At 38.3% G+C, this 25946-nt stretch carries 24 protein-coding genes; 7 read left to right on the plus strand and 17 right to left on the minus strand.

The genetic code is table 11. The annotated features are described in order from the left end of the window. Positions 1–8 precede the first annotated feature (8 nt). Both EW028_RS05855 and EW028_RS05860 read left to right on the plus strand, forming a co-directional pair. Positions 9–1130: a GerAB/ArcD/ProY family transporter gene (locus EW028_RS05855; protein WP_131520226.1), complete on the plus strand. Its 1122-nt coding sequence runs from the start codon at positions 9–11 to the stop codon at positions 1128–1130. Further along, on the plus strand, positions 1117–2241 hold the full coding sequence (locus EW028_RS05860) for a Ger(x)C family spore germination protein (RefSeq protein ID WP_131520227.1): 1125 nt from the start codon (positions 1117–1119) through the stop codon (positions 2239–2241). The genes EW028_RS05855 and EW028_RS05860 overlap by 14 nt, the downstream gene beginning before the upstream one ends. Here EW028_RS05860 and EW028_RS05865 read toward each other — a convergent pair whose 3' ends face one another. The 14 genes from EW028_RS05865 to EW028_RS05935 form a co-directional block, all read right to left on the minus strand. Then, on the minus strand, positions 2242–3192 hold the full coding sequence (locus tag EW028_RS05865) for a nucleoside hydrolase (protein WP_131520228.1): 951 nt from the start codon (positions 3190–3192) through the stop codon (positions 2242–2244). It abuts the gene before it with no gap. Between the two features lie 144 nt (positions 3193–3336). After that, positions 3337–6507 (minus strand): ATP-binding cassette domain-containing protein, encoded by a 3171-nt coding sequence (locus EW028_RS05870; RefSeq protein WP_131520229.1) that lies wholly within the window; start codon positions 6505–6507, stop codon positions 3337–3339. 103 nt (positions 6508–6610) lie between these two features. Continuing rightward, positions 6611–7021, minus strand: a complete 411-nt coding sequence (locus tag EW028_RS05875) for an SRPBCC family protein (protein WP_048392814.1) — start codon at positions 7019–7021, stop codon at positions 6611–6613. Further along, on the minus strand, positions 7018–7344 hold the full coding sequence (locus tag EW028_RS05880; protein WP_048392816.1) for an ArsR/SmtB family transcription factor: 327 nt from the start codon (positions 7342–7344) through the stop codon (positions 7018–7020). Before EW028_RS05880 ends, EW028_RS05875 begins: the two co-directional genes overlap by 4 nt. A 303-nt stretch (positions 7345–7647) precedes the next feature. Further along, positions 7648–7875, minus strand: a complete 228-nt coding sequence (locus tag EW028_RS05885; protein ID WP_131520230.1) for a hypothetical protein — start codon at positions 7873–7875, stop codon at positions 7648–7650. A gap of 469 nt (positions 7876–8344) precedes the next feature. After that, positions 8345–9031 (minus strand): Dph6-related ATP pyrophosphatase, encoded by a 687-nt coding sequence (locus EW028_RS05895; protein ID WP_131520231.1) that lies wholly within the window; start codon positions 9029–9031, stop codon positions 8345–8347. A gap of 14 nt (positions 9032–9045) precedes the next feature. Next, positions 9046–10119, minus strand: a complete 1074-nt coding sequence (locus EW028_RS05900) for a hypothetical protein (RefSeq protein WP_131520232.1) — start codon at positions 10117–10119, stop codon at positions 9046–9048. 299 nt (positions 10120–10418) lie between these two features. Continuing rightward, on the minus strand, positions 10419–11855 hold the full coding sequence (gene proS, locus EW028_RS05905; RefSeq protein ID WP_131520233.1) for a proline--tRNA ligase: 1437 nt from the start codon (positions 11853–11855) through the stop codon (positions 10419–10421). A 368-nt stretch (positions 11856–12223) separates the two neighbouring features. Then, positions 12224–13942, minus strand: coding sequence for a putative bifunctional diguanylate cyclase/phosphodiesterase (locus EW028_RS05910; protein ID WP_131520234.1), 1719 nt, complete (start codon positions 13940–13942; stop codon positions 12224–12226). 391 nt (positions 13943–14333) lie between these two features. Further along, complete coding sequence (locus EW028_RS05915) at positions 14334–14504, minus strand: transcriptional regulator (protein WP_131520235.1); 171 nt, start codon at positions 14502–14504, stop codon at positions 14334–14336. A gap of 212 nt (positions 14505–14716) precedes the next feature. Continuing rightward, positions 14717–14866, minus strand: a complete 150-nt coding sequence (locus EW028_RS05920; protein WP_004230023.1) for a hypothetical protein — start codon at positions 14864–14866, stop codon at positions 14717–14719. Between the two features lie 162 nt (positions 14867–15028). Beyond that, entirely contained in the window at positions 15029–15523 is a 495-nt protein-coding gene (locus EW028_RS05925) for a DinB family protein (protein WP_131520236.1), read from the minus strand. Between the two features lie 57 nt (positions 15524–15580). Then, on the minus strand, positions 15581–16543 hold the full coding sequence (locus EW028_RS05930) for a tyrosine recombinase XerC (protein ID WP_131520237.1): 963 nt from the start codon (positions 16541–16543) through the stop codon (positions 15581–15583). Between the two features lie 312 nt (positions 16544–16855). Beyond that, positions 16856–17269 carry a hypothetical protein gene (locus EW028_RS05935; protein WP_103118120.1) on the minus strand — a complete coding sequence of 138 codons (414 nt, stop codon included), beginning with the start codon at positions 17267–17269 and terminating at the stop codon, positions 16856–16858. Positions 17270–17345: 76 nt separating this feature from the next. On the opposite strand from EW028_RS05935, the gene EW028_RS05940 reads away from it, so the two are divergent. The 3 genes from EW028_RS05940 to EW028_RS05950 all read left to right on the plus strand — a co-directional run bounded on the left by EW028_RS05940 (position 17346) and on the right by EW028_RS05950 (position 20671). Beyond that, entirely contained in the window at positions 17346–18836 is a 1491-nt protein-coding gene (locus EW028_RS05940) for a circularly permuted type 2 ATP-grasp protein (protein ID WP_131520238.1), read from the plus strand. Further along, positions 18790–19755 (plus strand): alpha-E domain-containing protein, encoded by a 966-nt coding sequence (locus EW028_RS05945; RefSeq protein ID WP_131520239.1) that lies wholly within the window; start codon positions 18790–18792, stop codon positions 19753–19755. The genes EW028_RS05940 and EW028_RS05945 overlap by 47 nt, the downstream gene beginning before the upstream one ends. A gap of 61 nt (positions 19756–19816) precedes the next feature. Further along, the gene (locus EW028_RS05950) at positions 19817–20671 is read left to right on the plus strand and encodes a transglutaminase family protein (RefSeq protein WP_048392841.1); all 855 of its coding nucleotides are present in this window, start codon (positions 19817–19819) and stop codon (positions 20669–20671) included. A gap of 43 nt (positions 20672–20714) precedes the next feature. Here the strand turns inward: EW028_RS05950 and EW028_RS05955 are convergent, their stop codons facing one another. After that, the gene (locus EW028_RS05955; RefSeq protein WP_131520240.1) at positions 20715–21590 is read right to left on the minus strand and encodes a tyrosine-type recombinase/integrase; all 876 of its coding nucleotides are present in this window, start codon (positions 21588–21590) and stop codon (positions 20715–20717) included. Between the two features lie 367 nt (positions 21591–21957). Here EW028_RS05955 and EW028_RS05960 point away from each other — a divergent pair, with 367 nt between their 5' ends. Beyond that, complete coding sequence (locus EW028_RS05960; RefSeq protein ID WP_048392847.1) at positions 21958–22752, plus strand: enoyl-CoA hydratase/isomerase family protein; 795 nt, start codon at positions 21958–21960, stop codon at positions 22750–22752. A 46-nt stretch (positions 22753–22798) separates the two neighbouring features. Here the strand turns inward: EW028_RS05960 and EW028_RS05965 are convergent, their stop codons facing one another. Further along, positions 22799–23614 carry a hypothetical protein gene (locus EW028_RS05965; RefSeq protein WP_131520241.1) on the minus strand — a complete coding sequence of 272 codons (816 nt, stop codon included), beginning with the start codon at positions 23612–23614 and terminating at the stop codon, positions 22799–22801. A gap of 14 nt (positions 23615–23628) precedes the next feature. Continuing rightward, positions 23629–24510 (minus strand): aminoglycoside 6-adenylyltransferase, encoded by an 882-nt coding sequence (locus EW028_RS05970; protein ID WP_131520242.1) that lies wholly within the window; start codon positions 24508–24510, stop codon positions 23629–23631. Positions 24511–24742: 232 nt separating this feature from the next. On the opposite strand from EW028_RS05970, the gene EW028_RS05975 reads away from it, so the two are divergent. Further along, positions 24743–25918, plus strand: a complete 1176-nt coding sequence (locus EW028_RS05975; protein WP_016992684.1) for an aminotransferase class I/II-fold pyridoxal phosphate-dependent enzyme — start codon at positions 24743–24745, stop codon at positions 25916–25918. The last annotated feature ends 28 nt before the right edge of the window (positions 25919–25946 follow it).

A 25946-nucleotide genomic window follows, 5' to 3' on the forward strand; every position in this document is an offset into this window, starting at 1 on the left:
TGAAATAAATGGCAAAACCTATACAACTTAGCCCTAAAGATATGATTAATGCTTATTTGCTTTTTTTTGTGGTACACGGTGCTCAAATTGGGGTTGGTATACAGGGATTTCAACGCATTATCTATCAGGATGCTAGACAGGATGCATGGATTTCTGTTCTACTGGCTGGGATTGCCACACATCTTGTTACGTTTTGTATGATTAAAACGTTAGAAATTTACGGCTCTGATGATCTTTACGGAATTCAAATTGATATTTTTGGCAAATGGATTGGCAATTTTTTAAATGCAATTTATGTCATCTATTGCTCCGTGGCGTTCTTTTCTGTTTTACGAAATTATATTGAAGTTATACAAGCATGGATTTTTCCTAGCATCGAGACCTGGTTCCTGTCAGCAACTTTATTAATTATTATTATTTATGCCTTTACGGGAGGGCTTCGTGTCATTGTAGGCGTGTCTTTTTTTAGTATCATTCTCTCCTTATGGATTTTCCCAATGCTAGCATTTCCGATGAAATACGCTACAGTAGAAAGTCTTCTCCCTATTTTAGAAAATGATATTCGCTCCATTTTAAAAGGGGCACAATCAATGACCTTTACGATTATCGGCTTTGAAATTCTAAACGTGATTTACCCCTTTGTAAAAGACAAGAAAAAAATCAGAAAACCTGTTCATTTAGGACTATTAGCTACAACCATCATCTATTTAGCTGTGATGCTGGTGTCCATTGCTTATTACAGTGAGGGCAAGCTATTGAAAACGATATGGGCAACCTTGACATTATTTAGTTTTATTAGCTTCCCCTTTATGGAACGCTTTGAATTTGTAGCTGTTTGTTTTTGGATGCTAATCATTTTACCGAATCTATGTCTATACTTATGGGCTGCGTACCGCGGAGCAATTCGTTTATTCCCGATAAGTGAAAAGACATTCGTTTGGCTCTTTTCATTCATCGTTTTAATCGGAACATTATTGGTTCAAACACGGACACAGATTAATACAATTAACACGGTGTTTGGACAGATTGCTTTTTACGTAATCTTTGTCTACCCTATTTTACTTTGGCCAATAGCACGACTAAAGAAGAACTTCACATCAAAGAAGGTGAAAAAGAATGAACAAACTTAAAGGAAGATGGATGATTCTTCTATCCTTTGTTTTTTTATATGGATGTGCACAAACCAATATTTTGGATAAAGTTGGATTAACTACTTTAGTCGGCTATGATGTAGGAACAGAGGATAAAATAAAGACAACAGCTGTTATTCGTGAAGTAAATCCCGAATTTCAAAGCAATGTGGAAGTTCTGTCTACAGAAAACGATACGAGTAAAGGAAATCAGATGGAAGCCAATCGTAAGCTTTCGAAAAAAATCACGGTTGGTCAAATGAGAGTCATCCTATTTGGAGAGGAATTGGCAAAAAAAGACCTTTGCTATTATATTGATACAAACCTAGAAAATGCTAGTGTCAGCAATGGAATCTTTATGGCTATTGTGGAAGGTGAAACAGAAACATTACTGAAATACGAATATCAAAATATTGAGGATATAGGGCAGCATATTTTTAGGTTAATTGAACAAAATGTCAAGCAGGAATATATGATTTCCTCTACACTTCATCAAATTGCCCATGATTTCTATTCATCTGGGAAAGATTTTGCCATGCCTATTCTTAAAAGAGATGACGAGCTGGTGGAATTAAGTGGGATAGCTCTTTTTAAAGGCAGCAAAATGGTCAGTACCCTTCCAGCAAAAGATAGCTTTTACGTAAAGATTGTCAGAGATACCTTTAAAGTAAGTTTATATGAAACTGTTCTGGAAAACGAAGATGTACCTTCCGAAATTCTTCAAAAGCCTGCCAATAAAATAACGGTAGCCTTTGATGCAATCCAGTCGAAACGAGAAATGATGTTAGTTGATGCGGATACGCCAACATTTGACCTGAACATCAAAATCAAATCGAGAGTATTAGAGGTGTACCCTGATATCAATCAAGGGGACCCAAAAAGTGTGGCGGCACTGGAAAAAGCAATCGAGAAAAAATTGTCAAAGGAAATACGTAGAGTGATTGCTCATAGTCAGGAAGTTGAGTCAGATATCTTTGGCTTTGGTGAGAAATATCGAAGCGAAGTAAGACATTCTAAGCTAACAAAGGATAAATGGCAAAAAATATATAAAGACATGAAGGTAAATGTCCATGTTGATTTTACAATTTTAAGGGATGGTGTTTTTGAATAACTAGTGAAATGGTTGCCCTGTCATAACCGATAAAAAGTTTTGGAAAAAATGTTCATAATGAATATCAAAAGCAATACGATGCTTTTTTTCGCCATTATTATTTTCATAAGGTCTTGTCTCGGCAATACTTTGCCCCCTTGCAGGTCCTTCTAACTTGTCGACAACGGTTACAGGATAGGACTCATAAATAAACATGTCAGGATAAATAACGGCCATTAGTGTTAACGCATCATGCACGGGACTTCCTAGAAGTGAGGGGTCCCGTTCTTTATAAAAACGTGTATAGTATTCCATTAAGGGCTTTAGAATTTTTGTTTTGCCAAAGGAGTCAATATAGTCCACCATCCCAGGTGTGACAATGGCCTTTTGTGTCGCATTTAAAGGGATGATTGTCACATTCGTTGCATAGGTAAGCACAATATTAACGGCAAAGGGATCACCATGGAAATTCGCTTCAGCCACTGTCGTTACATTACCTGGCACCCAAAATGCTCCACCCATAATATAAAATTCCTTGATATTTTTCATAAGCTCTTTATAAAGGATAAACATCGTGGCTAGTGAAGTTAATCGCCCAATATTGACAATAATTAGCTCATCATGCTTATACCTTTCAATAATGTTGATTATTTCAAAAAAGTTCTCAATTTTTAATTCGTGATTATCATTTGGGATGATGGGTCCAAGACCTCGTTCACCATGAATTTCTGGGTAATAGGTCGGCTGCTCTCCTGTTAAGGGTACTTCTGCTCCTAAGATCACAGGAATACCTTGAGGGAAGTCGAACAATTTCATGACATAATAAATATTGGATACCGCATCCTCTCGCGATACATTGCCATAATCTGCAACGAGTCCCACAATTTCTATTTCTTGATTAAGCCGTGCATAGATCAATGCCACCGTATCATCAATGCCAATATCCCCGAATAACAGCACTTTTTTTACCAAACCATGTCCTCCCTTTTACTACCATTACTGTTATCTTTATAGTAATCAAAGATGACACGAATTATGAATTTTTGTGGAAAAATGAGTGAGTAATTCTAGTCCAACGAAAGAAACCCATATGCCGAAGCACATGGGTTTGATGATTTAGTGATTTGATTGGAGGAACTGATAGACTGCCATCATTTCCTGCTTATTCAATTCGCGTATACGATTAAAAATAGGAATATTGGCAACGGCCTCAAGATGGGAGCCCTCTGTAACAACATCGCTTACAGTACCAGTTAGCCATGTTTCCACATCAATGCCATCAACGATTTGCTGGCGTCCCTCCTCATTAATGCCACTTGCGCCACAGCTTACACAGGGCACGGTTAATTTATGGACTCCATCATGCAGTCCATCTTCAGAGAGCACCTTTTTCCCTTTACAGAATGGACAGGAATGACTGGCTTTGACTTTATTGATTTGGGTTACGATTTTCTTGTAGCCAAATGCTTCATATACATATGTTAGTTTTTTATATTTACCATTCGTAAAATATTGATCGATGATGGTTTCTCTTGTCTCCTGTATATTGGCAAAATCACAGATGGTCACTTGATTTTTATGGCTGATGCGCTCTAGATTATCTTTGATTTTGGCCCAAAAAGGAAAAGCGTTTTGTAGTACGATTTCATAGCCGACAAAGCTTGCTAGCTCTAATTCCAGCATTTTTAGGGATACCTGTGTTTCCCTTGGCAATAAGGAAACATCCTGTAGCAGTGACATGTCTCCGCCCACGATGGCTTTGATTTTTTCTAATTGTGGTAAGTTGCCTACAATGTTGATGACTTCATCAAGCGGCTGGCGAATTAAGTCACGAATATCTGTGTCCCCAAATCGTAATTTCTTTTGGTGGTTGAGCACAGTCCCATGACAAATTGGGCATGGTACCATTTCTCTTGTTTCCTTCATTTGCTCTTTAATAATGGATTTTGAAATCACGATATAACGACCAATGATAAAATTAAAGCCCTCCCACTTTTTCGAGGATTTTGTTGCCTTATCATAAAAGGACTTGTCCCAATAACCATATAAAAATGTATGCTTTTCTTCCTCAGTCATATCATGATAGCTTTTACTAATGTCCTGACCCAGCTCTATTTTAATCTGCTCAAAGAGAAATTCTAATTTAGAATGTTGATAGTATTTTAAAACCTCCATTATATCGGGATGTAGTAGGCCGTCCCAAAATGGCACGTTTTTGTCTTGTACCACAAGATCAAAATCGAATTTTTCAATTTCCAATCGACCAGAGCAGCTAGGGCAATGATTTTCTTGGCTATAAAAATCGAAGCTTCTCGTATCCTTATTTGTTGGATGAGCAGCCACAATATGATTGATTAGACCACCTATTTCATACAGGAAGCTATATTGGCTATATAAATGTCTTTCCAAATCAATGGCAACAACTGGGGCAATTTTGTTTGATTCATATTCACCGTAAATCAGACGAGCCATGGAAGATAAGCTTTTTAAGATACCACCCTTATATATATTTTCCGCATTTTTGAAATAGCTAATATGGTTGTCTTCTAAGTATTGAATGCCCTGCCTTAATGCGAGCGTAGATGTGATTTGTAATGGAGACGAACCCCTTGAATGAATATCCTGATTAAAATAATCTTCATGGCTAACTACATTTAGATGTGTTACAGGCTCCTGCTGTCTTTTACCGAAGTCAACAACAAAATCAGAGCTTTCCAGCATATAGGCATTATGCTCAATCATGATGATGGAGATAGATTCATCCTCTAGGATGTCCCTGACACTATCGATGAATTGGTTTAAAATGTTCTGAGATAGTCCTTTAGAAGGCTCATCAAAAATAAATAATGTATGGGGATTACGAGCGTTTGCAAATAACTCTGAGACTAAATGCACACATTGGAATTCACCAGTCGATAGAGATTGCGTTTTTCTCTCAAGCGTTAAGTAGCCTAGTCCAAGCTTAATCAATAAGCTTAAGCGTTTATGTGCGATATCCTCATTAGGTAGTTCGTTGATTATATCTTCAATCGAGCGCTGGAAAATATCATCAATGTCCTCACTATATTTTGTTAGTTTCTTTTTAATATCAAGGAATGTCGCGACAGTGGAACGACTCGTAATGGATTGGTTACGATCTTGCCCAACCATCACGAGTTTGTCCTTTGGATAGCGTTTGATAAAATCTTTAGCAATACACTCATTAACAAGCGTTGATTTCCCACAACCAGACTCTCCTGTAAAGGTAACAAGTCGATTTTGTGGAATGTCTATTGCATCCATTTGGATATTACGGCAATATAAATCTCGGAATTGATAATAGGATGTTGGTGCTGCTGGATTTCGTTCCCAAAAGATAGGCTTTGGTCGTGGAGATTCTTCAACGATTTTTCCTCCGTATTTTCCACTACCTGGTCCAAAGAATAGATGCTCGTCTGCCGTGTCTAACACAGTATCAGAATGATCAATCAACCAAATTTGGTTTTTAGCGCCTAGCTGTTGTATTTGCTCTAAAATTTTTAGTAAGGTGTTATGGTCAAGACCCACAGAAATTTCATCAACAATAATCACGGTGTTTTCGCTTGTTGCCATGAATTCTGCTAAGTACAGCCTTGTTAATTCTCCACCTGATAAAGTCCCCATAATACGATTTAAGGTTAAGTAGCCAATATTCATTTGCAGAATATTATGCAGAATATGCTGTTTTTCTTCACTGATATTTAATTCTTTTGATAAGGAATAGATGGCCTCTATACTTAAATGATGAATATCAGAAATACTATAGGGCTCATTCCATAAAGTGATTTTATACTGCTCTACTTCTGGACTATAGCGCTTACCCAAACATTTTTTACATTCTACATTTTTTGTCGTGCCTCGCCCCTTACATGCAGGACACCAGCCTAATGCATTGTTAAAGGAAAACATCTCTGGCGATAGCTGAAACTCATCTGCCAGTCGATTACGAATTTCTTTAAAAACACCTGTATGCGTACCAATTGTGGAACGTGGATTGCTAGAGATCGAGGATTTTCCTAGAAAAAGTACAAGGGGCATGTCCTCCATTTTGATGGCACTGAAGTTCGTTTCCATAATGTTTGGAAATAAATATTGATATTCAGCCTTTGGCAATAAAGAAACAAGACGTTTTTTGGATTCTTCTCCAATCGTTTGACAAAATGTCGTCTTCCCTGAACCAGACAAACCTGCTATGGCTAAAGATTGATCGTCGGATAAAACGACATCTAGACGGTTAATATTATTGGCAATTAGTTCATTAATTTTCATTTAGTTATCCTTCCATTTAAGAAAATTAAAAGATGAGACTGAACATGAAAGAACACAATTCTTGCTACGGAATTGCGCTCTTCTTGCTGTTATTTAATTTATACTACGCTAATACTTTTTCAAGCTGTGCACTCATATTTGTCCAAGCATATTTTGCTCCCTCGATTGCACCTTGACGTGCCTTTGTTTCTTCGCTGAAGCCACCTTGATCAAGATGAAGCTGAGTCGTACCATCTGCTACCTGTGTTAATGTCCATGTAACTGTTGTTGTTTCGCCAGCACTTGTCCAAGTATAAGATAATTTGTGAGGCTCTTCCACTTCCAGTACCTCACAGTCTACAATACCGTCCCACCATTCATTTGGTTCAGCACGGAATTGGAATTTATGTCCTACGATTGGTTGGAAGTCATTGTTCCAGATCCATTTTGCTAGTGTATCTGAGTCTGTTAAAGCATGCCATACTTGTTCGATGGAACTTGTAAATTTAAAATCTAATGATACATCTGGTTTCATTTTTTTTCCTCCAATAATAGATGTAATTTCGCGATTCTTTCTTTCCAAAAACCTTCATAAAACGATACCCAATCTTGTATTTCTTTCAATGGAGCTGCATTCAATCGATATCTCGTCTCCCTACCTTCCTTGCGTGCAAGAACAAGGCCTGCATCTTTTAGAATGGCTAAATGTTTCGAGACAGCAGTACGCCCCATATCAAATTGAGCGGTTAATTCGTGAAGCGGTAACTCATCTACCTCTGCCAATAAACGGATCAACTTTCGTCTTGTTGGGTCAGCAATGGCTACATAAACGTCACGCTCTTGATGATTGTTATTCAAAACCACCACCCTTTCTAATAGGACACTGATTGGTGTCTTAATTATACGACACCAAATAGTGTCCAGTCAAATACTATTTTGGTCAAAGTGGTAGGAGTTCTATACCTACAAGGAAAACTAGCTAAAATACAAAAAAGTACAGAGGAGGAGCCTATGTACTTTCGGGTAATTATTCATTTATTACAGATATTCCACGTTCGTAGCGAAAGACAAATAATATTTTATAGCAATGTTCAGGGATATGAACCATTGTTGAATGAAACCATATGCCTTTTACCTCGAAATAGTTGAAATGTATTACTCCTAATCAACTTGTTTCAATATATTTTCAATAGTTGTTAAACGTTTATTTATTTCTTGAATCTGCTGCTGTTGCAATTGAGCTGTTTCTTTCTCTATTTTTAGGCGTTCCTCTGCACGGCGTTCCACTCGTCGAAGGACACTGATAACAAATACAAAAATAAAAACAAGTACTAGAAGTGGAAGTAAACCAAAGAACGCTGAAAATATGGAAAGTGATGTTGATGACATATGATAAGACTCCTTTCATAAATTAATGATTTTCAAAGCTTACTCCTTTCTGTTTTTATCGGGTATATCGTTAGCAACTTCAGTGATGAAATCTGAATTTATCGTCAGTCTGAAAGGATTTAGTGTATAGTACTTCATCGCTTTGCCACTATCAGAAATTTGGTGATAGCCATTGATTGGGCTTCCTCTAACTTCTGTAAATGTAGATAAAGTAACAGTCTACTTATCCCTATTCTCTCGCAAGTTGGCTAACATATTGTTTTTCTTGATGAAGAATAGCAAAATAATTTTTAATCGATAAGCATTTGACAAAAATCCAAAAACCGTTAATAATTCATCAAATCACCTTTTAATGTATTTTTCATCTGTAATAATTTTATTACAGATGAAAAAAATAACAATACGCCTTAAAAGAAAAACCCTTATTGACATGAATTGCGCATCCCAATAAAGGTTTTCTGATGTGAATTTATGCTAGCTCTAAGGGTAAAAAGGCGTAGTCTCCATCTCTTATAACGGAACCTTTACGCACCGCAATTGACTGCTTGAATAGAGGGCCATCAATGACGGTCGTATGGAATTCGCCGCCTTCTCCGCATGGGTCAATGCTACGGGCTTCAAGCTCCTTTACATATTCAGGGGTAAGCACTCGCCCTAAATCGTCCTCCGTCATGCCCAAGGATAGGTTGACCGTGACAATCATTGTAATAAATCCTAAGTGAATAAATTCATCGACAGCCTCACGATGGTTCATCTCCCACAATGGCATGCCTAGCTTTAAACCTACCTTTTTAGTGACTTTATCGTGCCAGCAACCATGTGCAGGCATATCTAAGTCTCCTGTTACTAATACTTCAGCTCCCTGCTGCTTTGCATTTACTAATAAACCTACAAATACTTCTTCATAATCCGCCCAGCTTGCTGCAGCCGTATAGACTGGCAGCCCAATAGAGTCAGCTTGTGCCTGGATAAGCGCAGGTGGCATCCCGTGGGACCTTGAACGTTTCCCTTCTTCCTCTAGCATCACTATGAGCCCCATTGCTTGGCCCACCTGTGATGCTTTATATAAAGCTAAAACACTATCCTTGCCACCACTAAATGAAGCAATAAATGTGCGATTTTGTGCATTCATTTTCCAGCCTGTTGTGTTGGTCATTTCCTTGTCTCCTTTTACTGTTCATCAAGATATATGCTTCTAGCATCCTCGTCAAAAAACTCTATAATCGTTGGATAATGATGAATGTTAATATTAGCCTCTTTTAATATCTTTTGCATAAAGATGGTATCGACAAAAATTTTATTGATAATCATTCTACCTATTGATGGTAAGTCATGGAAATACGCTATTAACTGAATAAGGTCATCAAAGTGAAAAGTCAAAATATAAGTGACATAATTCTGTAATAGCATACTAAAGCAATGCTCATGATAAGGATTCGATTGATGATCGCATAGAAAGCTATGAAGCAATTGATAGAATGCCTTATTATTTTGATTAAACATATGTAAAAAATCATCTACATTATTAATTAGATGTAGGTACTCTATGCCATCTTCAAAAGGCATAACGAGTCTTTTTGATTTTCCTTCGATGCTTCTCAAAAGTTCGATTGTCAGCTTCTTGCAAGCATTTATCTCATGTGGTGTTAATAATGTTCTGTCATGCTTATGCTGACAAATATAATCATGATAATGAGAAAAATATTGCTCCATATTGATATTCGTTTTAGCATGAATTAAAGTTCCTTCTTTGAACGAAAAAGCATAAAGTGTTTCCTCGTTCACTGGATGGCTATACAGATAGAAAAAGAATAAAAAGTCCTTTAACTGTTGTTTCTGCTCTTTGCTGAGTATCGTGACATGCTCTAATTGAGCAAGCTGAAAGAAGCAATAGTTTTTCATAAAATCATTCATTTTGTTATACGGGTTCCGTGGAATTATTCTAGTCGTTGCATTTATTGTGTAGAGCAAATAATAGCAAACTTGCTCATCATAAACATCTAGCTGCTTGAAACAAGATGTAAGCATAGGCTGCCAGTCTGGCTTTTGCACATAATGTGGATTTTGTGGTTGAAATGCCTCTGCCCATTCCAAAAATGTCCCCTGTTCGTGATCAATAAAAAAGAGCTCTGCGCTAGTATCTTCTAATAAAACATATTCAAAGTCCTTCATTTGAACAGCTGGTAAACCCCGATTAAACTTGATATTTAGGTAGTGATCAAATACTTCTTGTAAAACAGTCATTCATCTCCATTTCTTTAGGATTTTTCAGAAGCAAACGTCCCTTTATTTTATCACAATCATGATGAGAACTTGGCGATAGATGCTAAGGTGGAACACCATTATGAGTGATTAAGACAGCTCGTTGGATCAATGCCTATTTGGAGGTTATCTGGAGGAGCCATGGAGAAACAAGAGTGAGAATTTTGACTATCTAAATGGAAATAAAGTCTTTTTAGCAGAACATCAAAAGCCCGAACTAAATTATAAAACAACCTAGTGTGCTTCATAATTGTTCGGGCGTTCTGTTCATGCTTTGTTAATTAATATGCTTGTGCAAACCAAACTGTATGTTTTGCTTCATTTCCACAGCCAATACATGTGGTTTTCGTTGTTGGTGGATTGAATGGAATATTGCGAGATGTGTATTTTGTTTCTTCCTTCACTTTTTCCTCACATGCATCCTCGCCACACCAGCCAGCAAGCACCCAGCCTGGGATTGTGCCATTTTCTTTTGCTGTGTCAATGTGCTGTTGTAATTGTAAGAGTGTGTCAATTGTTGTGTGAGCATTTGCTTCACGGAATTGACGAGCTTTTTCTAATAAGCGCGTTTGCATGGTTGTTAATTCTTCTTCAATAGCTGTGATGATTGTAGCTAAATCAACAGTTCGTTTTTCTTCTTCATCACGCGCTTTCAGTAAAGCTTGCTTGTTTTCTAGGTCACGTGGCCCTAATTCAACACGCACAGGCACGCCCTTTAGCTCCCATTCATTGAACTTATAGCCTGGGGATTGGTCTGAATCATCCAAACGTACTCGAATACCCTTCGCTTTTAAGGCTGCAAAAATCTCATCTAAATGCTCCATGATTTGAGGGTTCTTTTTCCATGGTCCTACTGGAATTAAAACGACTTGCGTTGGTGCGATGCGTGGAGGTAAAACAAGTCCCTGCTCATCACCATGCACCATAATAACTGAACCAATTAAGCGTGTAGATGTACCCCAAGATGTTGTGTGTACGTATTCGTGCTGGTTCGCTTTATTTAAATACTTGATATTAAAGGCTTCAGCAAATTTTGTTCCTAAATAATGGGATGTTCCAGCTTGCACAGCCTTGCCATTTTTCATCATTGCCTCAATAGAATACGTATCGACAGCACCTGCGAAACGTTCAGAAGGTGTTTTTTGTCCATCATAGACAGGAATTGCTAGCACCTGTTCTACTACTTCTTTATAAATGTCTAGCATTTGCATTGTTTCCTGCCGAGCATCTGCTTCATCCACGTGCGCTGTATGCCCTTCTTGCCATAAAAATTCTGATGTCCGGATAAATGGCAGTGTTTTCTTTTCCCAACGGAAGACATTTGCCCATTGGTTGATTAGTACTGGTAGGTCACGGTAGCTTTTAATCCAATTAGAGTAAAGATGACCAATCATCGTCTCAGATGTTGGACGAAGGGCTAGCCGTTCTTCTAATTGTTCCCCTGCTGCCTCGGTTACCCAAGGAAGCTCAGGTGAGAAACCTTCGATATGATCCTTTTCCTTTTGAAAGAAGGATTCAGGGATAAGCATTGGGAAATAGGCATTACGATGTCCAGTCTCTTTAAAGCGACGATCCATTTCTTCCTGAATATGCTCCCAAATTTCATAGCCGTCTGGCTTAAAAGCGATACAGCCTCGAACAGGTGTATAATCCATTAAATCGGCTTTTTGGATGGTCTCGATATACCATTTCGAAAAATCTTCTAGTTGTTTTGACATTTGTTATCCTCCTATTTTGTTAAATGAATACTTGTTCAACCTGTCTGAAGATTTAGCCGAAGCAAGAAAAAAAGCACAAAGCTGTCCTCTGAATAAGGACGTCTTTGTGCTGGAATGACGTGGTACCACCTTGATTTAGCTTTACGTAGATTATAAAGCCCTCTCACGTTTGGTAACGAAAACGACTCGGTTATGTTTGCATAACATCTCCGTGGTAGGTGTTCAGTCAAGAAGCGGTGATATAGCTCTCAGCAGGTGCTATATTTTCTGTTTCACAATTCTTACTTACTTGGCCACATCATCAAATGGTTTATCAGGTTAACAGTTTTACTTTATCCCACTTTAGCAAAATCATTCAGGAATAGCAATTAATAACTGGATTTATTTGTGACAGTATTAACAATGAGATTCGTAAAATCTTCTACAGATAAAGGCTTACTAAAATAATAGCCCTGCACATACTCACATCCATGCTCACGCAGAACATTTAATTCAGCTTCTTCCTCTACACCTTCAGCTACTACTTGTAGGTTTAAGGCATGTGCTAAGGAAATCATGGCTGAAATCATAGCGATTCCAGACTTCTCAGGTACGATATCACGGACAAAGGCACGATCAATTTTGAGCACATCCACCGGGAATTTTTTTAAGTAATTTAACGATGAATAGCCTGTCCCGAAATCATCTAATGAAATAGTTATACCTAGTTCTCGTAATTGCTTGATGGTATCAATTAAATCTTCCGTATAATCAAGCATACTCATCTCAGTAATTTCAATTTCTAATAAATTAGGGTCAATGCCTGTTTCTGCAATGACACCACGAACCATATCTACAAAGCCACCAGTACTAATATGAATAGGTGAAATATTCACAGCTACTCGTAATGATAAATCATGTGATTCATTCCAATGACGAGCTTGAGCACTGGCTTTACGTAAAACCCATACACCGATATCATTAATCAGTCCACAATCCTCTGCAAATGGAATAAAACGATCTGGCGGAATATGACCTAATTCAGGATCATACCAGCGTAGCAATGCCTCCATACCAATAACAGAATCCGTTGTTAAGTCGATCTTTGGCTGATAATGTAATTCTAGACGATCTTGCTTTAATGCTTGATGCAATTTCGTTTCCAGTAAAAGCCATTTATCATTGGCCTCGTCCATATTATCACGATATAGGCGATATTGATTACCTCGTGTAGATTTTGCTGCATACATAGCAATATCCGCATTTTTCAATAATTCTTCCACAGAGTTTGCATGATCTGGGAATACACTGATGCCGATACTAATACTCGCATAAAATTCATAGGTATCGACAATAAAGCTATCATTGAAGACGCCAATAATTTCCTTAGCCATTTCATCAATGCGATTGACATCATTTAAAATCATGACAAATTCATCGCTATTGTGGCGATAGAAAGAATTCGATGTATGATCAATATTGCGCAGACGATTAGACATTTCCACTAAAAACATATCGCCAATAATATGACCAAGTCCGTCGTTAATGTGTTTGAAACGATTTACATCAATGAAAAATAACGCAAACTTCTCTCCTGTACGTCGAGATTGATGAAATTCATTTTCTAAACGCTGTTCTAATTTGCGACGATTTGGTAACCCCGTTAGTTCATCGTGATAGGCAATATGAGTAATTTTTTTAATGTCCTTTTGCGCTGTAATATCTACGCGAATGGCAATATATTGATAAGGCTTTCCTCGTTCATCTAAGAACGGAAAAATCGTTGTTTTCACCCAATATAAACTGCCATCCTTTGCACGATTGCACACCTCGCCATTCCACATATCGCCATTACCGATTGTTTTCCACATCTCTCTAAAGAAAGATTTGGGATGAAAGCCTGAATTTAGTAAACGGTGATCTTGACCAACTAATTCTTCACGCGTATACTTCGAAATTTTACAAAAATGATCATTAACAAAAGTAATTTTTCCAGTGCGATCTGTAATCGCTACAATGATGGAACTATTCATGGCGGAAAAGATATCTTGTAATTCTTTTAGACTGTAGTTCATTTGATTAACACTACTAGGCGTGATATTCATCATTTTCATTCTCCATTCATTAAAATATGAAGGGTTTGGTACTTTTGCTTTATCTTACAGCGAGGTATAAAGTTGTGGTATATCGCCCTTTTTTATGTAATTATATTATAGTCTTAGAAAAGCAGTTAATTCAACCCAAATCTCAAAAACATTCAAAGCTGTATTTGATAGTTTTTAATAAAATAGACAAAAATTAGTGGATATAACCTCCTTGTAATTGTCTAAATATATAGATATTCAATACTTTTGAACTATATTAAATAGTTTATTTAGGCTATTTATCTTTTTAATACAAAATATAAAAGTTTTATATAATATGTTTGAATGTCTTGTAAAATTTTTGTTAAAGTAAAATGCCTTACTGTCCCACATAGGAAGTAAGGCATTTTATATGTTAAGAGACCTCATATTCTATTGAACCCCCTATTGATTTTGCCTGCAAATTGTAGGCATCTAATTGCTCTTGGGATAAATTTAAAATGTAATAGTGAAAATTAATAGGCTCTAGCCCATGCTCCTCACATACTTGGCGATAAAATTCATAGCCTTCTCGATAATCTGTCATCCTCATAACTTCCTTTCACATTCGCTACTATACGTCTTTTTTTGTTATATAACAGAAATGTTATTTGTTTAAAAATATATAACAGACTGCTGCACTTGTCAATAAATTATCTGAAATTTCCTGCTGAAATCACGAAAGCCCAGACCATTTTATTTAGTATGGCTGGGCTTTTCATAAAATATTCACGGCGGCTTCCGTCATAATCACTCCTTTTAAATTCCTAATTGTTTTGCTTGCATATTGTAAGCTGAAAGTTGTTGCTGTGATAATTGTAATACATAGTAACGGAAAGAAATTGGCTCCAATCCATAGCGCTCACACATTTCACAATAAAATTCATAACCATCACGATACTTTGACATTTACATTTCCTCCTCTAACGAAATCTGTTTTATAACAGTTGTTATTATTTTTATTTAATATATAACAGATTATGTAGCACGTCAAGAGATTATAACAGAAAAATTGAATAACAATAAAAGGAATTTAGCTCATCTCCTGTGGCCAAATTCCTTTCATACATGTTATTCTTTAACGATTTCTTGTAATTGCTTGATATGACGCTGCTCGTGCATATAGACCATTTCAATCCATTGGTCGAGTGGTAATTCTCCTAAGGCTGGGTGCTTCACAGCGCGCTTAGCTAATGCTTCAGGTTCCTCGATTGTTTGCAAAAAGGCGAGGAGGTTCTTTCTTGTTGTAGCTAGTAAATCAAGCATCGCTTGAACAGTGAACGGTTCATCTGCTGGCTCTACAATAGGCGGTGCTTGGAACTTTCTTGTTCGATCTAAGATGAGCTGAACATTTTTTCGAGCGGGTGTTGACTGTTCCTCTGCCTTTAATCCCCATGTAATGGCTTTCTTTGTTGCTTCCTCTACTAATACGAGATGATGACAGATTTGTGCCACACTCCAGCTTTGTGCATCTGGTTTCTTATTAAAGGTTGTATCGTCCAATAAGTGAATTTCCTGAAGCAATTGTGTTCTTGTGGTATCGAGATGTTCTTTGACGTTTGACATCCTTGGCTCCCCTTTCATTAGGTCTTTTACTATATATTCGATATGGAGAGGGGAAAATCATCTTTCACGAACAATATTAAATGGATTATTCTCTAAAACATGCTGTAGCTGCTCATCTTCAATATGTGTATAAATTTGCGTGGTTGCGACGCTAGAATGCCCTAAAATGTGCTGCAAACTACGGATATCTGCCCCTGCTTTATACATCATCGTTGCGGATGTATGGCGTAGCTTGTGTGGTGTAAGTCGTTCTTTTTGAAGACCTGACTGCTGATTAATGCGTTTAACGATTTTGGCAACGGTTTGACGTGTAAAGCGTGTTCCCTTCTGAGACACAAATAGGGGCTCCTCGCCTTCGCCTTTATAGGGTGTCTTCCCACTGTTTTCATAGTCAGCAAGTGCCTGCATACAGCTATCATTTAAATAGACTGTGCGCTCTTTGTTGCCCTTCCCAATTACCGTTAAATAACGTCCTTGAATGGATGTCTTATTAAGCTGACATAGCTCGGTGACACGTATTCCTAAATTTAAGAAAAACATCATCATGCAATAATTTCTCGGGGATGCCTGATTGCTTTTAATCCCATCTATAAATTGTGTAGCTTCTTGTAGGTTCATATAAATGGGTCGTTTTCTGCCTATCTTTGGTGTCTCTAATTCATCTGCAGGATTTTCCTCGATAAGTCGACGTTTGCCTTTTAAATATTTAAAAAAGGATTTTAATGTGGCCACTTTTCGTGCTCGTGCAGCAGCTGAATTGCCTCGCTGTACTTCGCAATATTCCATGAATAAATAAAGATCCTCTAATGTCATTTCACGTATGTCTTCTATTGTAATAGTGCCAATATCAATGGCGGATAAATTCTCTATATCCAAATCCTCCTGGCCAGCTTTGTGGAAGCGGAAAAATAAGGTCAGATCATATTCATATTCTTTTCTTGTGCGCTGAGACTTTCCTTTGATGGTTGTTAAATAGACAAGAAAATCCTTCATGAATTTTGGTTGTTTTGTTTTTTGCATGCTCATCACCTCTATTTGCTCTATTTTACCATGAAAAAACGTTCCCAAATATAAATTTGGGAACTTTATTGAAAAAAAATGCCCTTTTTCGCATGTTAGAACAAATGTTCTGTTCGAAGGTAATAAAAAAACCCCTTTTTAAAAAGAGGATTTTTGTTACAACTATTTTGTGACAGTTATAGGATTTTAGGCATAAAGTTCTCGGTAAATGAATATTAAAATCTAGTAGACTTTATTTGTTGTGTGAGACGCTTCGAAAAAACAATAGATGGGTAACTGTCCATGTCGATTCGTCTCACAACACACATGGGATTATTTTACAAAAACTGAATAATTACCATCCTCTTGTTTTGTTAGTGACCAGTTTGTCGATAACATTTGCTGAAGTCTTGTGACTGTTTCCTCATCACACGTTAAATGCTGGATACCTGTTTCTAATAGTTGGTAATCCTTCCCTTCTTCTAATTGAAAGCGTAGCTGCAATAAACGTTGGATGCCTGGTAATGTTACATACTTGATTCGATAATGGCCATGGTATGCATTTAAGAACTGTTGTTCCCCTTCCTGATATAGAGCCATTGTCTCGCTAAATTCATAGTTTGGCACTTGTTCTTGCCAAGCTGATACATCCCCCGAACGCAAAGCTCGTAAAATTTCCTCGTCTGATAAATTTAATTTGGATAGTTTATCTAATTCATACGCTTGCATTAAATTAATGATGGTCATGGTTGTTAGCCCCTTTTATGTATTTATTCACAGTGTAACATGTTTTCACTACTACTTGAATTCGGAGGCGATCCATATGATGAATTTATATGATTCTAGTCTGTTTTTCGATGAAATGTTTGATGGCAATAAGCCAAAGCCTCATTATCGATCTTTTCATCATAAGCTAACCTTTTTTTCGCGAGAGCAACTTGAAGAAAAATACCGACAAGCGCAAGCGAGCTTTCTCAGACAAGGGATTACTTTTACGGTATATGGTGCACAAGATGGAACAGAACGTACCATGCCTTTTGATTGTGTCCCAATTATTATTCCTCAAACCAAATGGGCCATGATTGAAGCAGGTGTCAAGCAGCGCGTGGAGGCACTCAACAAATTTTTACAGGATGTTTATGGACAGCAAAAGATCTTTCAGGACGGTCTTATTCCGAGGCAGCTTGTTGAAAATAATCCTTATTTCAAACCAACCATGAGAGGAATTCAAGTACCAATTGCGAATCATATATTTTTAGCAGGGATTGATTTAATTCGGGATGAAAAAGGTGATTATCATGTACTCGAAGATAATTTACGCAACCCTTCCGGCATTTCCTATGTCTTTGAAAATCGGGATGTGATGAAGGAAGTATACCCTGAATTTTTCTCCAAGCATACGATTCGACCTCTTGATAAACAAATGGCTTACATGAAAAAAGCACTTCTTGCCCATCGTCCATCTTCCATGCAAACAGAAAGAGAGCCTAAAGCTGTACTTCTGACAGCAGGCATGTACAATTCTGCTTATTACGATCATGTTTTTTTAGCCCAGCATTTAAACATCCAGCTCGTCGAGGGCCGTGATTTAGTTGTACAGGATTTGAAGGTCTATATGAAAACCATTTATGGCCTACAGCAAATCGATATTATTTATCGGCGGATTGATGATGACTTTCTAGATCCTACTGTCTTTCGTGAGGATTCTTTATTAGGTGTTCCACATTTAATGGCTGCTTATCAAGCAGGTCATGTATCCATCTTGAATGCCGTTGGGAATGGAGTAGCAGATGATAAAGCAATGTATGCCTATGTGCCTGAGATGATTCGCTATTATTTACAGGAAGAACCTATTCTACCGAATGTGAAAACCTATCATCTAGGAGATGACAGTCAGCGTAAATGGGTGCTAGAGCATATACACGAGCTCGTTATTAAAAACGTGGGAGCCTCTGGTGGCTATGACATGTTAATTGGTCCACATGCGAGTAAGGAAGAGATTGCTTTATTTAAGCAAAAAATTGTTGAACAGCCCTATCAATACATTGCACAACCAACGATTAAATTGTCCAGAGCACCTGCCTTCCAGAATGGGCGATTTTATCCTTGCCATGTTGATTTACGTGTCTATGTCATGAAGGGTGAGGATTGCTATGTGTTGCCTGGTGGTTTATCTAGAGTGGCACTACAAGAAGGGTCTCTTGTGGTAAATTCCTCTCAAGGGGGCGGTGCAAAGGATACGTGGATTTTAAAGGAGGAATTGCAGCATGCTAAGTCGAGTAGCCGACGCGTTGTACTGGATGGCACGTTATAGTGAACGTACACAAACAAATGCACATATATTACAGGTACAGCTGTTGAATATGTTGGAGCAATCTGGGCAAGAACATGATTATATTGATCATTGGGAGGCTGTTTTAAATATTTGTGCCTCTAAGGAGGAGTATTTAGCAAATTACACAACGATTCGTGTTAATCCTTTGATTGATTATCTTCTGTTTTCTGAGAAAAATGGCAATGCCCTTCATGCCACATTGCGTGCTATTCGGGAAAATGCACGAGTTACACGTGATAGTATGCCAACGGAACTTTGGGAAATTCAAAATTCCTTTTATTTAACAAAGCAACAGTCCATACTAAAAAGAGAACGACCGATTCCACTCATTGCCCTTCAAGATTTTTTACAGGATGTACGAAAGACTTTATGGATGGAGACAGGGTTAATTGAGGGCTCGATGGATCGCGATCTTCCCTTCTATTTTATGCAGGTCGGCAAATGGCTTGAACGAGCAGAAAAAACCATTCGGATGATCGTGATAATCGTAGAACAACAGAAGCGAACAGGTACGTCACTGTTAGAGGATGATGGTACCTTTTTATTGGATCTTTCCGCAGCAAGAGAATCTTTCATGCGGAAGCATCGCCAGACCAATTTACTAACGGTCATTCGGTATTTAGTCCAAGATGCGCATTTCCCATGTTCTGTGATGTTCTGTGTAAAGAAAATAGAAGAAGCCATAGCGGCTATTGAACATGATTCTTTATCCCCACGATTTTTAACGCTTCAGTCGGATATTAGTAGCCTTGTTCTTGCAATCGATCATATCGATTTTTGGCAAATGACTATTGAGGAAACCCTAAAAATGATGGAGGAAAGATTGTCTCAATGTATGGCTTTTAGTGATGCCTTTTCGACAATCTATCATTTATATGAACCCAGCGTACAACCTTGAAAGGAATTCACCACAGCTCCCTTTCAACAGGCAAGTCAGTAAGCAGAAGGAAGCGGACACGATGAAATTTGAAATTCAGCATACAAATATTTTTCAATATGAGTCTGAAGTCGATCAAAGCTTGAATACTATTCGTTTAAAGCCGCGTAGCGATGAGCGTCAGCGATTATTATCTTATCGAATTGCCATAACGCCATCCTCCCTAACCCGTGAGCATACGGATATTTGGGGCAATACTGTTGGTTCCTTTTATATACCAGAGCAACATCAAATACTAGAAATTCATACATCTTCAATTGTAAGTATTCAGCGTGCACCATTTATTCATCGTATTCAATATTCGCCCGAAATGCAGACCATCTTTCACTCACAGCTATTCTATGAGCATTATTTACCGTATTTAAAAGCAACACATTTTACATTTATGACAGAGCAGCAGCTAGAGGAAGTTTATCATGCGATCGGTCATGCTGAAAATCCTGTGCTCTTTTCGCTTAATTTAATGCAGTATTTATATTCTAGCTTTGAGTATGACCCGACAGCGACCAATGTAACTACAATAGCAAGTGAGGCATTTGCATTAAAACGGGGTGTTTGTCAGGATTTCACCCATGTCATGCTTGCTGTTTTACGGGCGAAAGGAATACCAGCTCGCTATGTCAGTGGCTATCTATATGTCGATGAAAACTCAGCCCTCATCGGAGATATCGCTACACATGCCTGGGTAGAAGTCATGATTCCAGGTATTGGCTGGATCGGTCTTGATCCCACAAATAATGTGGAAGTATTAGAAAACCATATTATTTTATGTATTGGACGCGATTATAGTGACATTAGCCCTGTGGAAGGGGTATATACAGGAGGCAAGCATGATTTAACAGTCAAAGTAAATGTCAAAGCATTGAATCATTTATAAAAGGCGTGCAGTAATGGTGATAAATCGCGATTACTGCACGCTTTTATTCTAGGCGCTGCTGTCTTTCTGTTAGCACCCATTTCCGTACATAGCCCATTTCTTGTTGAATGTGCTCCAGCGTTTTTTCCTGTTGAAACGCCCGTTGCATCACAGTATAACGCAAGTCAGTGGCTCTTACATTCTTCCCTATATCTTGTGACATCGTTTGAAAAATGCGTTCAACTGTTTTCGTAGTAATCGGCTTCGCTAAACTTGCCTCGCTTACCCAAACCCATTCCCCTACCTCTTGCTCATGTAAATTGGTCGTCTCTTTTTTATACTGTGCGAGCATGTCCATGAGGATCGGTGAACACTTTATTTCTCGACGTCCATTTCGGTTGGCTATAAAAAGAGTCGCTTTTTCTTCATTAAAGTGTGTCCATTTCATGCGAACGAGCTCGGCAGGCTTACAACCTGTTTCCATCAACACTTGAACGATACAGCCATTGCGTCTTGCCAGCCATGCATGCTCCTTTGTCTTAGCATATTGAAAATAAGTGGGCCATACGTTTGCAATTTGCATGATCTGCTTATTTGTCAGTGCTTGCAGTGCTGCTTTTTGTCTTTTTTTCGGCTGTAAAAGATGCTGATAATCAAAAGGCTCCACCCATTCTCGTAAAAAAATAAAGTCTACAAAGCCTCGTAATGTCGCTATTTTATGATTAAAAGTATTGATATTACTGTAAGTTTCCTTTAAATAGTCGCAGTAAAGCTGTAATAAATTTTTCAATTGATGATCTGCATACAAGTAGTTTTGCTTATGGGCGAAAGTTAAAAATTGCTGCCCGTCCATATTGTATTGTTTTTTTGTAGCAGCACTTTTTTTCAAAGATTGTAGCAATAAATAGTAGCTATTCCATGCGTCCCTGAGTGTAATCAAATCGTCCCTCCTTGTCTACTTTGCGTGAGTTATTTATATTTTACTATATTTTGGGTGCGTAGGTTCAACTGCATTTTATCATATTATAATGTCGGATAATCTGTATTTCTATAACAGGAACCCGCTTCTACCATTCAAATGCCCTTTACGTAACAAAGAAACATATGTTCCTAAAGTAGTTTCTCATAATTTTTGCTTTCTTACAATAGTAAATTCCGCTCCCCTGTTGTAGTACAATAATTACTTACTATTCCCTACATTCTTGTATAACAATGCAATTTTATGTGAAAATTCGTATCATTTCGTGTTTATGGTTAATTGTGTTATATAATAAAGATAGACACTAACATGTAGGAGGCTTTCCGATATGCAAGTAAAAACGACTCGACTGGAAGCAGAAGATGCGAAAATTATTTATCAAGAAACAGCTGGACTAGCGATTATTACGATTCATCGACCACAAGCAAAAAATGCATTAACCGCAAACATGTGGGATCAATTAGCCAAAATTGCCCTACAAGTATTAGATAATCCGAAAAATAAAGTACTAATTTTACGAGGCTCTGGCCAAAACTTTACAGCGGGCTCCGATATTAAAGAGTTCAATGCCATTTCTCTTGAACAAGCTGAAGAAGCCTTTGTACATATGGAAAAAACCATTTCTACCATTGAGCGCCTCCCGATTCCAACGATTGGCGTCATCAATGGGCCTGCGATGGGTGCTGGCTTGGAATTAGCCTTAGCCTGCGATATCCGCATTGGCTCTGAAAAGGCCAAGCTCGGCATTCCTGTCGGTAAATTAGGAATCACCTTAAATAACAAATTTGCACAGCGTTTAGTCCAGCTTGTCGGCCCTGCCACAACCAAGGATTTAGTCTTTACAGGACGAATGTTTAAAGCAGAGGAAGCCTTCAAGCTTGGAATGCTTAACTACCTAGTAGCTGAAAAAGATTTAAATAAATACATGATTCGAATGGGTAAGCTGGTTGCAGGAATGTCGCCTGAATCCTTACTTGCCGTGAAGCAATCTGTTCAAGAATGTCTCGATAGTGCGCCGACCTTATGGCAAGGCTCTTCACCATTTGTAGGCAGTGATTTCGCAGAGGGTTGTCGTGCCTTTGTGGAAAAACGCCAGCCACAGTTCACTCGCCAGCCTAAATAAAAAACAGGTACTCTTAACGCCAACGTGCGAGCGGAGTACCTGTTTTTTACGCTTTTTTCTTTTGCAAAGCCGTTTTTACATGTACATGAATAGCATCTAATTCATAGCCAAAATGTAGATAAAAATCTTGTTGCACAGCTTGTTGTAATTCCACTAAACGCTCTGCTAATGGATAATCGATCGGCAGCTTTACTTGAATAGTGAGGATAGCTTGAACCTGATCCCCTAGCACAAATTGTGCTTGCTCGACCTTTTGTACAATTGCCTGTTGGCTACAGCAGTATGTCAGTAGCTGTACATAAACATGCTTGCTGATTTCTATATATTCCCGCTGAAAATCAGGACGTACAATCGTCGTTTCCCCGATTTTTTCTCGTTTCGAAGAAAAAATCTCCATGCCCTTTTGCACCAATCGTTTAAAGAAATTTTGCTCCACTTGTCTATATGGAATCGGCATAACATGCTTGCCCTGTGTTTGACGGATAAAGCGTGCTTTTTGAATTTCTTTCAATGAACGGACATCTTCTACATTATAATAGTGTTCAATCGGACCCAGCTCTAGCTGCTTGGCAATACTATTCGTCATTTTAGTCGATGTACCTATCAGTAAAATAGATTGTACCTGATGATGAGCTAGCGCCTTTTGGACAGCCTCACGATGAACTGGATCTGTAAAAATGGCACGTCGTACAGCAGTAATTGTATTCTTTTCGAATTTAGCAGAAAGACCTGCCACTCTGATGCCATTCACAATGAGTAATCCATCATCAACAATGGCCTCCACCCCTAATTTATGGGCAAAGGCCAGCGCACTTGTACTTTTGCCTGTGCCGCTTGGTCCACTTAATGAATAAACCTTCACTGCCCTCTTCCCCCTTACAAAATCGTTTTCGCATCTGGTGGTAATGTACGTACATGCTTCAAATAGGCTGACATACGAGCATCATCCTCGTGAGGGTACGAGAACTGGAAGTGATGGGCAACCTCCTTTGCGATGCTTCGAAAGAGTGTACATGCCGCAAATAGGGCATTCCACATGTTAGCATAATCAGCGTCGGCATAGGTTTTTACGTACAATGCCCAATAATTAGCTGGCACATAGTTTTTTAAATACTTTCCCATTTTGCCTGTAGATAGCTGAAAATGATGATGCTGACCAATCCACCAATTAAGCATTTGATGTAAGGACTGCCTTGTCGTTTCCTCAAACATTTGCTTGGCATATGGGAGCTCGTCTCGCCAAATGCCCTTGGCTATATTTTGTAAGCACCACCAAAAATCATTGGTACAGCTGGCAAATTGCCCCACAGTCGGTGGACTAATATGATAGCCACAATCTGAAGATGGAGAGATAGATGGCAAAAGCTGATCCTTATCGAGTAAAGGGACTGTCAGCTTGTCTTGTCCATATTCATCCAGCATAGCTTGTGTCGATAATAAGCGAAGGTCAATGCGATGCCCATCCTTTAATAACATTAAATATGTATAGCTATAAGAAAAGTCTTTGTCCAAGCCAAGCCCCTTATCCAATCGATCAGGCTCCTGCACCATCAGCTGCTCACCAAATACTTGAATCCATTTATCATCTTGTAAGAAAGAGGCTATATCTGTTACGACATACACCACATCAAAATCCTGAAACATATCCCTTGGTACATTCGGATTTGCTCTTGAGCCATTTAGGTAAACAGCACGAATTCTAGTGTCCTGTTGTGCAGCGGCTAGGATTAAATCATACATTTCTTGCTCTGTTCTCATAAGACTCACCCCACCTGAAAAGCTTTATACTCAGTATAATACACTTTCCTCTTTGAAGGAATTTATAGTAGCTTCTCCCAATGGCAGAAAATCTTTTTTCGCTAGTCTATGCACACATCCTCTCCATTATATAAATATTTTCTTTTTTCAGAATATCTGTCCCTTTCTGCGCTTCAGTATGATAAAATGTGAACTACTATTCTGTTATACAACTACAAGGAGTGTACTAGTTTTGAAAATCGTACCATCTAAAAAAATGTCATTATTTACACCAGCAATTTTCGGAGATTTGAAAAATTTTGCTCGAGAGCAGCAAGCAAAGGGCATGACCTTAATTGACTTAAGCTTAGGCAGCCCTGATCTTCCTCCGCATGCCAAAATACGTGAGCATCTTTCCTATCGTGCAGGTTTAGCCGAGTCTTATGGCTATACACTGACTGGCACACAGCGTTTTTATGACGCGGTGAGTCGCTACTATAAGCGTCGTAGTAATGTTGATCTAGATCCCGCGACAGAAATTATTCAAACAATTGGTTCGCAAGAAGGCTTAGTGCATTTACCAATTGCCTTTTGTGATCCAGGAGACATCGTCTTATCCACAAACCCAGCTTATGTAGCGTATGACGCAGGGATTCACTTAGCTGGCGCAACACCTTATTACATGCCTCAAACAGCCGACAACGATTATTTACCTGATTTAGACGCTGTACCAGAAGAAATTGCACAGAAAGCAAAGTTATTGATTTTAAACTTACCAGGAAATCCTGTACCAGCGATGCCGTCATTAGCATACTTTGAAAAAGTCATCGCCTTTGCTAAAAAGTATAATATCATCGTCCTCCATGATGCTGCCTATTCAGAGTTCTATTTTACGGGAGATGGCCCTATTAGCTTCCTAGCTGCACCAGGAGCAAAAGAGGTCGGTATGGAGATTAACTCCCTCTCTAAAAGCTTTAGCCTTGCTGGAACGCGTATTGCCTATATCGCAGGAAATGCAGAAATGATCGCTGTTATTAAGCAATTAAAATCAAATTTAGATTTCGGTATTTTCGAGCCTATTCAGGATGCGGCTGTCGTAGCATTGGATAACGCTGAGGAAATTACGGAAAGCTTACGTGCCACTTTCTCAGAGCGCCATAAAACGCTGATGAATGGCTTACAAGCTTTAGGCTGGGAAGCAGCACCCTCTGATGGTGGAATGTTCGTATGGGCTAAATATCCCTATGCTATCGATTGCACAGAATTAGCCTTTCAATTGATTGAACAAGTAGGCGTTGTCACAGTTCCAGGAACCGTATTTGGTACAGCTGGACAAGGCTATTTACGTTTAGCATTAGTTCAACCAAAGGAACTTCTACAAGAAGCCGTGGATCGCTTAGCAAAAGTACAATTATTAGCAAAGCAATAATTAGTCCATGTAAAAACCCTTCTAACAT

This window comes from Lysinibacillus sp. OL1 (genome assembly GCF_004332175.1).
Classification (GTDB): Bacteria; Bacillota; Bacilli; order Bacillales_A; family Planococcaceae; genus Lysinibacillus; species Lysinibacillus capsici.

Coding starts and splice junctions, on each gene's coding strand:
- EW028_RS05855 (WP_131520226.1), top strand. CDS start 9: ATGGCAAAACCTATACAACTTAGCCCTAAAGATATGATTAATGCTTAT.
- EW028_RS05860 (WP_131520227.1), top strand. CDS start 1,117: ATGAACAAACTTAAAGGAAGATGGATGATTCTTCTATCCTTTGTTTTT.
- EW028_RS05870 (WP_131520229.1), bottom strand. CDS start 6,507: ATGAAAATTAATGAACTAATTGCCAATAATATTAACCGTCTAGATGTC.
- EW028_RS05875 (WP_048392814.1), bottom strand. CDS start 7,021: ATGAAACCAGATGTATCATTAGATTTTAAATTTACAAGTTCCATCGAA.
- EW028_RS05885 (WP_131520230.1), bottom strand. CDS start 7,875: ATGTCATCAACATCACTTTCCATATTTTCAGCGTTCTTTGGTTTACTT.
- EW028_RS05895 (WP_131520231.1), bottom strand. CDS start 9,031: ATGACCAACACAACAGGCTGGAAAATGAATGCACAAAATCGCACATTT.
- EW028_RS05900 (WP_131520232.1), bottom strand. CDS start 10,119: ATGACTGTTTTACAAGAAGTATTTGATCACTACCTAAATATCAAGTTT.
- proS (WP_131520233.1), bottom strand. CDS start 11,855: ATGTCAAAACAACTAGAAGATTTTTCGAAATGGTATATCGAGACCATC.
- EW028_RS05910 (WP_131520234.1), bottom strand. CDS start 13,942: ATGATGAATATCACGCCTAGTAGTGTTAATCAAATGAACTACAGTCTA.
- EW028_RS05915 (WP_131520235.1), bottom strand. CDS start 14,504: ATGACAGATTATCGAGAAGGCTATGAATTTTATCGCCAAGTATGTGAG.
- EW028_RS05920 (WP_004230023.1), bottom strand. CDS start 14,866: ATGTCAAAGTATCGTGATGGTTATGAATTTTATTGTGAAATGTGTGAG.
- EW028_RS05925 (WP_131520236.1), bottom strand. CDS start 15,523: ATGTCAAACGTCAAAGAACATCTCGATACCACAAGAACACAATTGCTT.
- EW028_RS05930 (WP_131520237.1), bottom strand. CDS start 16,543: ATGCAAAAAACAAAACAACCAAAATTCATGAAGGATTTTCTTGTCTAT.
- EW028_RS05935 (WP_103118120.1), bottom strand. CDS start 17,269: ATGACCATCATTAATTTAATGCAAGCGTATGAATTAGATAAACTATCC.
- EW028_RS05940 (WP_131520238.1), top strand. CDS start 17,346: ATGATGAATTTATATGATTCTAGTCTGTTTTTCGATGAAATGTTTGAT.
- EW028_RS05945 (WP_131520239.1), top strand. CDS start 18,790: ATGCTAAGTCGAGTAGCCGACGCGTTGTACTGGATGGCACGTTATAGT.
- EW028_RS05950 (WP_048392841.1), top strand. CDS start 19,817: ATGAAATTTGAAATTCAGCATACAAATATTTTTCAATATGAGTCTGAA.
- EW028_RS05960 (WP_048392847.1), top strand. CDS start 21,958: ATGCAAGTAAAAACGACTCGACTGGAAGCAGAAGATGCGAAAATTATT.
- EW028_RS05970 (WP_131520242.1), bottom strand. CDS start 24,510: ATGAGAACAGAGCAAGAAATGTATGATTTAATCCTAGCCGCTGCACAA.